This is a genomic window from Clostridium nigeriense, from assembly GCF_050585265.1.
Lineage (GTDB): Bacteria > Bacillota > Clostridia > Clostridiales > Clostridiaceae > Clostridium > Clostridium nigeriense_B.
In genome coordinates this window covers 1-10,940 of sequence record NZ_JBNOOE010000033.1, presented here as the reverse complement: position 1 = coordinate 10,940, position 10,940 = coordinate 1, and the positions used below count along the sequence as shown (strand labels likewise).

The following is a 10,940-nucleotide window of genomic DNA, read 5'->3' as shown; positions in this document are numbered from 1 at the left end:
AAAAAGAGCAAGATATTAATTTATATCTTGCTCTTAGTAGATTTTTTTAAAACCAATTTCTTAACTTAATGACATTGCATTTTAATGTATCTCTTTTTATTGGAATAAAGTTGTTATTTAGCGAAATTTTCTTCAGCTTGTTTCCAGTTAACAACAGACCACCAATTTTGTACATATACTGGACGCTTATTTTGGTAATTTAGGTAGTAAGCATGTTCCCATACATCTAATCCTAATATTACTTTATATCCTTCTGAAATTGGATTATCTTGGTTAGCTGTGCTCATAACTTTTAATTCTCCATTAGAATCTTTAACTAACCATGCCCAACCTGAACCAAATCTTGTTGCAGCAGCTGCAGCAAATTGTTCTTTGAAAGCATCAATTGAACCGAAAGTTTTTTCGATAGCAGCTAATAAAGCTCCTGAAGGATTTTGGTTATGTTTTTCTGACATGATATTCCAGAAGAAATCATGGTTGTAGGCTCCACCAGCATTGTTTATAACTGCTTGTTTTATATCAGCAGGTACTGAATCTAAGTTTGTTAGAATTTCTTCTAATGATTTTTCATAGAACTCAGGATATTTTGCTAATACATTATTTAAATTATCTACATAAGTTTGATGGTGTCTATCGTGATGTATTTCCATTGTAAGTGCGTCTATATATGGAGCTAAAGCATCAAATGCATATGGTAATGGTTTTAAAGTAAATTTATTCATATCTAATCACCTCATAATAGGATACCCTATATTTTTTAAAATTAATAAATAATTATAAATCTTATTAATAATAATTATCAATTAATATCTTTTATCATATTATAAGCTTTTTAAGTAAATATGTCTATACCTAAATTTAATAAAAATGAAAAAAATTAACTTATAAAATTAAAAAACAAAAGTAGGATAAATTCCTACTTTGTATTTAGCTATTAAAATTAATTTCAACTTGTTTCCAATTAACTACATGCCACCAATTATCTATGTAATCTCCACGTTTATTTTGATATTTTAAGTAATAAGCATGTTCCCATACGTCTATACCCAAAATAGGAGTTAAACCTTGAGAAATTGGTGAATCTTGATTAGGAGTAGAAATTATAGATAAATTCCCCTTATTATCTAGAACAAGCCAAGCCCATCCTGAACCAAATCTACCTAAAGCAGCTTCTTTAAATTTACTTTTAAAGTTTTCTAGAGAGCCAAATTCTTCATTTATTGCCTTTAATAACTCTCCATTTGGAGTTTGATCCTTTTCAGGAGACATAATTGACCAGAAGAAATCATGGTTATAAACTCCACCAGCATTATTTTTTACTGTTTCTCTAACATCTTCAGGAACTGAATTTAAGTCTTTTAAAATTCCTTCAATGCCTTTTTTATATAATTCAGGATATTTTGTAATTACTTTATTTAAGTTATCTAAATAAGCTTTTTCATGTTTATCGTGATGAAGCATCATAGTTTCCTTGTCTATATAAGGTTCTAGAGCATCATAATCATATGGTAATGGCTTAAGTTCAAATTGTGCTTCCCCAAGATTATTACTTTTGGCAGTTAAAGTAGGAGCTAAAGTAATACATAAGACAATAGATAATGTCACTAATAATAGAATTGTATATTTTTTCTTCAAATTAAACACCTCCATTTTTAGTATTTACTATAAAAATGAATTTTATAAATAATTAGTAAAAATGATATAATAATTATAAATTTGATTTTTAAGAATTCTTTAAGAAAATTGATACTAACTTTGTAACTTATTGCTATTACCATTATTAGCATAGGAAGTTACTTTAACTACATTTATATTAAAAAAAGTTTAGGGGGATATATGAGTAAGTACAATATTTTAGTAGTAGATGATGATAAGGAGATTACAGAAGCAATAGAAATTTATTTATTAAATGAAGGCTATAATGTTTTTACTGCCTATGATGGAATTCAAGCATTAAAAATAGCACGTGAAGAGGAAATTCATTTAATAATTATGGATATAATGATGCCTAATCTTGATGGAACTAGAGCAACTATTGAGTTAAGGAAGGAAAAAGAAATTCCAATAATAATGCTTTCGGCTAAAACAGAAGACTCAGATATAATATTAGGTCTTAACCTAGGAGCAGATGATTATTTAACTAAACCTTTTAATCCATTAGAGCTAATTGCTAGAGTAAATTCTCAAATAAGAAGATATACAAGATTTTCTTCATTAAATACTGCTGATAATCAAAATGTAATTATAGTAGGAGGATTGGAATTAAACAAAGCAAGTAAGCTAGTAACTGTAAATGGAATAGAAGCTAAACTAACTCCGTTAGAGTTTAAAATTCTAAGTCTCCTTATGAGTAATTTAGGAAGAGTATTTTCAATAGAAGAAATCTATGAAAGGGTTTGGAATGAAGCCCCTTATAATGTAGATACTGTAACTGTCCATATAAGGAGGATAAGGGAAAAAATAGAGGTAGATCCTAGAAATCCTCAATATGTAAAGGTGGTGTGGGGAGTTGGATACAAAGTCGATAAAAAATAAATTTTTAAGGGATATAGGAATATTTATACTTTCAATACTGGTAATATCTTTTAATATTTCATTAAATAAAACAATAGATAAATACAAAGAATTTAAAAATACATATAAAGATAATTTTTATGATGAAAATTCAGTGAGAAGTAGCTTTGAATTTTTTAATACAGTTTTAAAAGATTATATTAATTTATATAAGGATTTAGACGGAAATAAAAAGGCGGATGTATATAATAAGGAGTTAGAAAACAGTAAGTTAGCTAAAGAAGAAGCTATAAAAGAAGCAGAAGCAAATATAAGAAGTATATTTAATAATTTATCAGAAGAGGAAATCAAAAGTAAGATAGAAGAATCAAGAAAAATAATAATGGAGGAAGATGATTCTGTAGATCAGCATTTTAATTATATATATGAAAACACAAAAAACACTCTCTATGGGAATGTAAATATAGAGTTTTTCTTCAAGGATAGTTCTGGTGCAAAAATTACTAATATAAATGATAGTAATATAGAAAAGCAAATAGAAGAAAATAATTTTATAAATAATGAAGATTATTATTATATGTATTTCCCTAAGTCTAAGGTTAGAGATAATAAGAGTTTCTATTCAGTAGAACTAGCTAATTTATACAATTATTTAGATTATAGTGATGATAATTTAGTTAGATACTATAGAATACCTAAAGAATTAAAAGTAGGGGATGCACTTTATGATTCCTTTGCAGAAAGAGAAGCAAATGTCTCATCTATTAACAAGAAAATAGGTATAACAACTTTTATTGGAAGTATAGTCATAGTATTAGCATTAATAATTTTTAAGAAGAGAAAAAATAAAGATATTAGTTTTGTGGAAAGTGTATACGTAAAAATACCTATAGATATAAGATTTATTATATTTATGATTTCTCTTATCACATTTAATGACTTACTAAAAAATGTTATACCATACTATAGTTATACTGAATACTGTAATTTAGTAATTCTAAAGTCAGCTATATATATTTTACTAGATTATTATTTCTTAAAAGATATAGTGTTAATTTTAAATAATCAAAGGAATATAGGAAATTTATTAATATTAAAGCTATATAAATATATTTTTAGTGTATTAAAAAATAATGAGGCTATAAAGACTAATAAATTTAAATCTATATTTATTATAAGTTTATCAGTAATAGCTGTTTTTTGTCTGTGGTTAGAATCATTTGCATATTGGTCATATGGGCTCATGATATTTTCTAGAGCTTACCTATGTATATATATATTATTGTCATCTATTTTATCTGTAATTATATTTAGGGAGATTAGTATAGTAGAATCTAATACATTAAAAATAGCTAAAGGAAATTACAGGAATAATTTGAAAGATAATAAGATGGTAATATTAAAAAGTATAGAAAATAATCTTATTACTATTGAAGATGGTCTTAAAGAAGCTTTAGATAAGGCTATAACAAGCGAGAAAATGAAAAGTGAATTAATTACTAATGTTTCTCATGATTTAAAAACACCACTTACTTCTATTATTAATTATATTGATCTTTTAAAGGAAGAAGATATTACTGATGAAAAAAGAAAGAAATATCTAGAGGTTCTGGATATGAAATCTAAAAGACTTAAAATACTAATTGAAGATTTATTTGAAGCTTCAAAGGCAGTATCAGGAAATATGAATTTTATGAAAGAAGATTTAAATATAGTTTCTTTATTAAGGCAAGTTATTGGAGAATTAGAAGAAAAAATTTCTCAAGCTAATTTAAATATAATAACTAAGTGGCCAGAAGAAAAGGCAATATTATGTTTAGATGGAAGAAAAACCTTTAGAGTATATGAAAATTTAATAAACAATATAATTAAATATTCTATGAAAAATTCTCGGGTATATATTGATGTAATTAATAATGAAGATGATGTTATAGTTGTTATGAAGAATATTTCTGCTTATCAAATTGATTTTAAAGCAGAGGAAGTTATTGAAAGATTTAAAAGAGGAGATCAGTCAAGAAGTACAGAAGGATCAGGTTTAGGGCTTTCCATAGCTAAAAGTATAGTTGAGTTACAAGGTGGAGATTTTAAAATAGAAATAGATGGAGATTTATTTAAGGTAATTACTAGATTTAATAAAATAAATAAGTAAATTATATGGGTTACGTCATTTTATGAAAATAGGAAAGTATAAATAAATTATTATTTTAATAATTATTTATACTTTCCTTTCTTTAGTTTTCAAATGTATATATTAAACCTTGCGATGACTTATATAATATCCATAGAATAAGCAAAATTTAATATGTTTATTTTTTTATTCTTCATCATCTAGTAAGTTATCTATGTCAGTTACATTCTCATCAGAATTTTCATTAAGAAAACTACTATTTTTATAAGATATATGATTTATAGATTGATAAATTTTTTCAAGTAGGTAATTTTCAATTCTTTTAGCTTTGTAGTATTTATTAAATATTATGAAGCCCCATATTCCGATGATAGCAAAAGAAATCATAAATAGAGCTCCAACACCATAAAAAACTATTTGAAAAATTTGAACTGCTAAATCCATATTAATATTCCTCCAAAATTTAACTACCAATATTATAGCATATATAAAATTTATTTTTTATATAAATTTATTTAATCCCTAGAAAAGTATAAAAATTTTGATTACTTAACTATTTTTATGGATATAATTCTAGAAGATACTAACTATAAGGAGAAGTATGTATGAAGAAATTAATAATAACGCTAGTATCAACTGCATTGGTGGTTAGCTTTCTAATAGGCTTTATAGATGTTTCAAGTCCAAATGTTAAAAATAATGATACTGAGCTTGTATATTCAGTAACTAATATACCGACTGATTTTAAAGCAGTTGGTAGTCTGGATAAAAGATCTCAAGATATAATTACTGCAACTAGTAGAGGATTAGTGGAGTTGGATGAAAATAATGAAATACAGCCATCTTTAGCTGAAAGTGTTGAAGTTAGGGAAGATGGACTGGAATATGATTTTAAAATAAGAAGTGATATATATTGGAGTGATGGAACTAGAATAACTCCAAGGGATATTGCAACATTCTTTAGAGAAATATTAACAGAAGAAAATGAAGAAAATATATCAGCTCTATTAAATATATATGGAGCAACTGTTTTTAGAGGTGGTGAAGGTTCATTTACAGAAGATGTAGGAATAAGTTTTGGTGAAGATAATATAGTTTTCAGATTAAACTCTGCGAACGATAAATTTGTTGAAGAGATGACTACACCCCAATATAGATTAAGAAAAAATGTTTTGTTATGGGAAGATATTAAAAAAAATTATAGTGATTTAATATATTCAGGATATTATAGCATTGAAGATATGAATATGTCAGAAGTAAGCCTAAAGAGAAATGAAAAAACTTCTTCTAGTATAGCTGAAAAAATAAAAATTATTTCAGATCATGGAGAAGAGATAGCTATGGCATCTTTTGAGGTAGGGGGAAGAGATATAGTTATAAACCCACCAAAGAGTCAGTTAAGTAGACTTAATTCTGAAGGGCGATTAATTAGTTTGAAGTCAACTAAAGCTATGTTCTTAGCATTTAATAAGAATGAAGAGGTATTACAAGTAGATGGAAGAAGAGAGGTTTATAGGTTGATAAATAAAGCTTTCGAGAAATACCAATTAGAAAATAGTATGTATATGGAGCTTGCAGAGGGAAGTTATTTTAGAGAAGATAAAGAAGATCTAGCAAAACTTCAAGCTAGAAAAGTAATGAGTACTGAGGAAAAAGAATGGGTTGAACCTGAAGTTTTACATATAGTTGCAGAAGAAGGTAGCGAAAATAAAGAGATTTGTGAATATTTATCAGCTTGGTTTGAAAATAATACTGATATTTATTTAGCTTATGACTTAATTACTGAAGATGAGTTAAATAGTATTGATGGATCAAATTATTATGATATGGCTATTCTTCAAGGGGATTTAACTTTATCTAATGATGGAGCTATTTATAATAACTTATTGAATTTTCTAGATGATAGTAGTAAAGAGAAACTATCATCGGCTAAAACTGATGGGGAAAGACAAGAAATATTTTTAAGTATAGAGGAAGATATATTTAATAATTATAGAGTTCTTCCAGTACTTTTTTATAATGATAATATTGCTATTAATAAGAAAATTAAAAATCTTACTATGGATGGAAATGGGAATATTGATTTTAGCAATATAGAAAAATCATAAAGACTGAGAATTAACTCAGTCTTTATGATTTTATATTTGAATTATTTTCTTTTTGTTCTTTATTATCTCTAGAATTATCATTAGTGTCTGAACTTTTATTACTATCAATTTCAATATTATTAACTTCTATATTATCAGTATCTTCTAGAGAATCATCTTCTATATAATCATCCTCATTAGTTCTATATTCAATGGGTTGATTAAGTATATTTGTTTCTAACATAAAATCATCTTTAAATAAAAATATAATTAATTGATATATAAAGATGTTTTTGTAACTATCAAAAGATGAACTAGAAGAAGAAAAGACATTTTTCTTCTTGGAATAAGAAATATTTCTTCTAAATATTGGTGCTATACCAAGTCCAGAAGGAGATGATGTGTTAGACATCTTAAAGAAACTTTCATCTAACATATCTGATGAGCTAAATGTTAATCCTCTATATCTTTCAGCATCATCTAGAGTAGGGGCTTCAGGCCATGATGTAATTATTCCTGAATTAACTAAATATTTTCTGTATAATGAAGAAATCATATTTTTATATTCTTTTTCCAGACTATCTTCATTAGAATACATAAATAATGCTAGGAAATAGAAGGATATATCAAAACAAGTATATTTCAATTCTTTTTTACTCGATAGTTTTAGAAAAGTTTCTTTATCATCATCATATAAAGCTATTAATTTTTTAGTTATCTCTTTAGCTTTTTCATTAAAGGTAATCATTTGAGTATGTTTAAATGATAACATTAAATTTATTGCAAAAAGTGAAGTAAAATCTAAAGCATCAACATAGTAGTCTTTTTCATCAAATTTATTAATTAGAAAATCTGTTAAGTCAATAAGTAATATTTCAGCATTATTATTTTTACAATTGCTATAGAATATATTTATTGCAAGAAGAATTTTACATATTTCTTCAAAGGAGCAATTATAAATATTTTCTTTAAATTCATTAAGGGTTTCAAGAATTTCAAGAGAAAAGTTATTATAATCTGCTGAAATTTCATCTTCTGGGTATAATATTGAGTATAGGTTGTAAGAGACCATCATAAAAGCTTGGTCAGAAAACTTAAATTTATTATCTTTATCTACAAGATTAAAGCCCTTATAGTTATTTTCTGCCAAGTTCTTTTTTTCAGTGAAAATACCCTCATTATTTCTAAGGTTAACTGAATAAAACTCAAGCTGTTTTCTTGAAAGTTTTTTATATATTTTTGAATAGGAATATAGTTTTTTATCTACATCTTTAAATCTATAATAGTAAGTAGATAAATTAAGTATACTTGCAGTCAAGAGCGCATTAGTTCCTGGTGATATCTCCTTTTTAAAAGATTCTTCATCAAATCCATTGTAATTTTTACTATGAATATAATTAGGAGAAGACTTTCTATATATACATAGTAGTGGAGAAAAATTGGTAGATGTGGTAATATCAATGGAGGATGATAATTTTTTATAATTTTTAACAGAATCAATTAATCCGCATTTTGACTCTAGAACTAAGGTTCTTATGGCCTCTTTTGATAAGTGAAAAAGTTGGCCGTTAATTTCTTTATGAGATAGCTTATTCATTCTAAAATATGGTCCTATATATCGCAAATTCTTCACCTCTTCATTAATCCTCATATTAATAATATGAGTTTAGTATTAAAATAGTGCATAAATTTTTATAATATTAAGACTGGAGGTAATATCATGAGAATAGATGGAAGAAAAAATGATCAAGTGAGGTCAACTAAAATTACTAGGGGATATACAAAATATGCAGAGGGATCTGTCTTAATAGAAGTTGGAGATACAAAGGTTATATGTACAGCTTCAATAGAGGATAAGGTACCACCCTTCTTAAAGGGGCAAGGTGAAGGTTGGATTACTGCTGAGTATAATATGCTACCAAGATCTACAGGAACTAGAAAAGTAAGAGACATAGCTAGACTTAAGATTGATGGTAGAACTATGGAGATTCAGAGATTAATAGGAAGAGCTTTAAGATCTGTAATGGATTTAAAGGCGTTAGGTGAAAAGACTATATGGATAGATTGTGATGTTATCCAAGCAGATGGTGGAACTAGAACTACATCTATAACAGGAGCTTTTGTAGCATTAGTTGATGCAGTAAATAAACTTCATAAAGAGAAGCCTTTTGAGGTATACCCTATAAGAAAGTTTGTAAGTGCAACAAGTGTAGGAATACTTAATGGAGAGAAAATATTAGATTTGTGCTATGAAGAAGATTCTAATGCCAAGGTTGATATGAATATTATTGCTACAGATGAAGGTGAATTCATAGAGATACAAGGAACAGGAGAAGAATCTCCTTTTAATAGAGATGAATTAAATGATTTATTAGATTTAGCACAAAAAGGAATTAAGCAAATGGTTCAAATACAAAAGGATGCTTTAAAAATGGATGCTTTGTGGATAGGTACTGGGGGAAAATAATATATGAAAAAGCTAGTTATTGCAAGTAATAATGAAGGGAAAATAAAAGAAATAAAAAAAGTTTTAGCCAATCTCCCTATTGAAGTCTTATCCTTAAAAGATATGGGATTAGATATAGATGTAGAAGAGGATGGTTTAACATTTGAAGATAATGCTAAAAAGAAGAGTGTGGAAATATATAAAGAATTAATAAAAAAAGGTGAAAATAATTTTATAGTAATGTCAGATGATTCGGGTTTAGAAGTTGATTATTTAAATGGAGAACCAGGAGTTTTTTCAGCAAGATATGCTGGTGAGCATGGAAATGATAAAAAGAACAATGAAAAGCTACTTTTAAATTTATCTGGAGTTAATAATGAAAATAGAAAAGCTAGATTCGTATGTCAACTAGCTCTTATAAGTGATAAAAATGAATATAGGACTTTAAGAGGAACTGTAGAGGGATATATACTTGAAAAAGAAAAAGGGCATGGAGGATTTGGATATGATCCATTATTCTTTTATGAACCGTTAAATAGAAGTTTTGGTGAACTTACTATGGAGGAAAAAAATAAAATATCTCATAGGGGAGTTGCACTACAAAAAGTTAAAGAAATTATAAAAGAGTTATTATAGGAGGAGAAAATGAAAATTGCTGTAATTAGTGATTCACACTATGAAGCTTCTTCTATTAATGAAGTAAAAAAATATCTTAATGATGTGGATATAATTTTACATTGTGGAGATGGAGCTCCAGACACTAAACTTTTAGAAAGATATTTTAATGGAGAAATTTATGCTGTTAGAGGAAATTGTGATATTTCAAGTGAATATCCTTCTGAAAGAATAATTGAAGTATTTGGAAAGAGGATATTTATAACTCATGGGAATATGTATAATGTAAAGAGTGAATACAATACTATATTTTATAGAGGAAAAGAAGTTGGAGCAGATATAGTACTTTTTGGACACTCTCATAAGGCTATTATAAATAAATATGATGGATTAATAATAATGAATCCAGGAAGTATAACTTTTCCTTATGGGGCAGCAAAGAGAACAATGGGATTTATTGAAATATTTCAAGATAAAGAACCTAATTTATATATAAAGGAAATATAGCAACATAGCCAGGCAATCCGCTTTGTTATTGTAGTAATTTTATGTTTTATATAAAAAACTAATATTTATATTAAAATTATTTTAAAAAATATATTGACGGATTGCTATTCCTATTGTAGAATAAACATTGTCGCTGAGAGATATCAAAGATTCGGGGTGTGGCGCAGATGGGAGCGCGCGTGGTTTGGGACCATGAGGTCGCAGGTTCAATCCCTGTCACCCCGACCATTTAAAACCTAATATGCGGGTGTAGCTCAATGGTAGAGCCCTTGCCTTCCAAGCAAGTTACGTGAGTTCGATTCTCATCACCCGCTCCAATAAAAGGTTTTAAAAAAGGTATTGACAAGTAGACAGTGATGATATAAAATAGTTTATGTTCTTTACGAGAATATGCGTGTTTAGCTCAGCTGGATAGAGCAACGCCCTTCTAAGGCGTGGGCCAGGAGTTCGAATCTCTTAACACGCACCATAATCTCGGGGTGTGGCGCAGATGGGAGCGCGCGTGGTTTGGGACCATGAGGTCGCAGGTTCAATCCCTGTCACCCCGACCATTTAAAACTTAATATGCGGGTGTAGCTCAATGGTAGAGCCCTTGCCTTCCAAGCAAGTTACGTGAGTTCGATTCTCATCACCCGCTCCA

10 protein-coding genes and 5 tRNA genes are annotated in these 10,940 nt (G+C 27.7%); 11 read left to right on the top strand and 4 right to left on the bottom strand.

All coding sequences use genetic code 11. The annotated features are described in order from the left end of the window. Positions 1-113: 113 nt before the first annotated feature. Positions 114-722, bottom strand: a complete 609-nt coding sequence (locus ACQPVP_RS16780; RefSeq protein ID WP_430851907.1) for a superoxide dismutase — start codon at positions 720-722, stop codon at positions 114-116. A gap of 205 nt (positions 723-927) precedes the next feature. Continuing rightward, positions 928-1,635 carry a superoxide dismutase gene (locus ACQPVP_RS16775; RefSeq protein ID WP_430851905.1) on the bottom strand — a complete coding sequence of 236 codons (708 nt, stop codon included), beginning with the start codon at positions 1,633-1,635 and terminating at the stop codon, positions 928-930. Positions 1,636-1,836: 201 nt separating this feature from the next. On the opposite strand from ACQPVP_RS16775, the gene ACQPVP_RS16770 reads away from it, so the two are divergent. Continuing rightward, a complete protein-coding gene (locus tag ACQPVP_RS16770) occupies positions 1,837-2,535 on the top strand; it encodes a response regulator transcription factor (protein WP_430851903.1) in 699 nt (232 codons plus the stop codon). Further along, a complete protein-coding gene (locus ACQPVP_RS16765) occupies positions 2,510-4,666 on the top strand; it encodes a sensor histidine kinase (protein ID WP_430851901.1) in 2,157 nt (718 codons plus the stop codon). Before ACQPVP_RS16770 ends, ACQPVP_RS16765 begins: the two co-directional genes overlap by 26 nt. A gap of 165 nt (positions 4,667-4,831) precedes the next feature. Here the strand turns inward: ACQPVP_RS16765 and ACQPVP_RS16760 are convergent, their stop codons facing one another. Next, positions 4,832-5,089 (bottom strand): hypothetical protein, encoded by a 258-nt coding sequence (locus ACQPVP_RS16760; RefSeq protein ID WP_430851899.1) that lies wholly within the window; start codon positions 5,087-5,089, stop codon positions 4,832-4,834. A 161-nt stretch (positions 5,090-5,250) separates the two neighbouring features. On the opposite strand from ACQPVP_RS16760, the gene ACQPVP_RS16755 reads away from it, so the two are divergent. Then, positions 5,251-6,753, top strand: a complete 1,503-nt coding sequence (locus tag ACQPVP_RS16755) for an ABC transporter substrate-binding protein (RefSeq protein WP_430851897.1) — start codon at positions 5,251-5,253, stop codon at positions 6,751-6,753. Between the two features lie 22 nt (positions 6,754-6,775). Here ACQPVP_RS16755 and ACQPVP_RS16750 read toward each other — a convergent pair whose 3' ends face one another. Next, on the bottom strand, positions 6,776-8,365 hold the full coding sequence (locus ACQPVP_RS16750; RefSeq protein ID WP_430851895.1) for a hypothetical protein: 1,590 nt from the start codon (positions 8,363-8,365) through the stop codon (positions 6,776-6,778). 87 nt (positions 8,366-8,452) lie between these two features. On the opposite strand from ACQPVP_RS16750, the gene rph reads away from it, so the two are divergent. From rph to ACQPVP_RS16710, 8 genes are all read left to right on the top strand, one after another. Then, positions 8,453-9,199, top strand: coding sequence for a ribonuclease PH (gene rph, locus ACQPVP_RS16745; RefSeq protein WP_430851893.1), 747 nt, complete (start codon positions 8,453-8,455; stop codon positions 9,197-9,199). 3 nt (positions 9,200-9,202) lie between these two features. After that, the gene (locus ACQPVP_RS16740) at positions 9,203-9,814 is read left to right on the top strand and encodes an XTP/dITP diphosphatase (RefSeq protein ID WP_430851891.1); all 612 of its coding nucleotides are present in this window, start codon (positions 9,203-9,205) and stop codon (positions 9,812-9,814) included. Positions 9,815-9,823: 9 nt separating this feature from the next. Then, positions 9,824-10,300, top strand: coding sequence for a YfcE family phosphodiesterase (locus tag ACQPVP_RS16735; RefSeq protein WP_430851889.1), 477 nt, complete (start codon positions 9,824-9,826; stop codon positions 10,298-10,300). Positions 10,301-10,452: 152 nt separating this feature from the next. Next, positions 10,453-10,528, top strand: a tRNA-Pro gene (locus ACQPVP_RS16730). A gap of 15 nt (positions 10,529-10,543) precedes the next feature. Continuing rightward, positions 10,544-10,617: transfer RNA gene (locus ACQPVP_RS16725), tRNA-Gly, on the top strand. A 75-nt stretch (positions 10,618-10,692) separates the two neighbouring features. Beyond that, positions 10,693-10,769: transfer RNA gene (locus ACQPVP_RS16720), tRNA-Arg, on the top strand. 6 nt (positions 10,770-10,775) lie between these two features. After that, positions 10,776-10,851: transfer RNA gene (locus tag ACQPVP_RS16715), tRNA-Pro, on the top strand. A gap of 15 nt (positions 10,852-10,866) precedes the next feature. Further along, positions 10,867-10,940, top strand: a tRNA-Gly gene (locus tag ACQPVP_RS16710).

What these genes read in the sequence shown, in the direction of transcription:
- ACQPVP_RS16780 (WP_430851907.1), bottom strand. Translation starts at nt 722, where the DNA reads ATGAATAAATTTACTTTAAAACCATTACCATATGCATTTGATGCTTTA.
- ACQPVP_RS16770 (WP_430851903.1), top strand. Translation starts at nt 1,837, where the DNA reads ATGAGTAAGTACAATATTTTAGTAGTAGATGATGATAAGGAGATTACA.
- ACQPVP_RS16760 (WP_430851899.1), bottom strand. Translation starts at nt 5,089, where the DNA reads ATGGATTTAGCAGTTCAAATTTTTCAAATAGTTTTTTATGGTGTTGGA.
- ACQPVP_RS16755 (WP_430851897.1), top strand. Translation starts at nt 5,251, where the DNA reads ATGAAGAAATTAATAATAACGCTAGTATCAACTGCATTGGTGGTTAGC.
- rph (WP_430851893.1), top strand. Translation starts at nt 8,453, where the DNA reads ATGAGAATAGATGGAAGAAAAAATGATCAAGTGAGGTCAACTAAAATT.
- ACQPVP_RS16740 (WP_430851891.1), top strand. Translation starts at nt 9,203, where the DNA reads ATGAAAAAGCTAGTTATTGCAAGTAATAATGAAGGGAAAATAAAAGAA.
- ACQPVP_RS16735 (WP_430851889.1), top strand. Translation starts at nt 9,824, where the DNA reads ATGAAAATTGCTGTAATTAGTGATTCACACTATGAAGCTTCTTCTATT.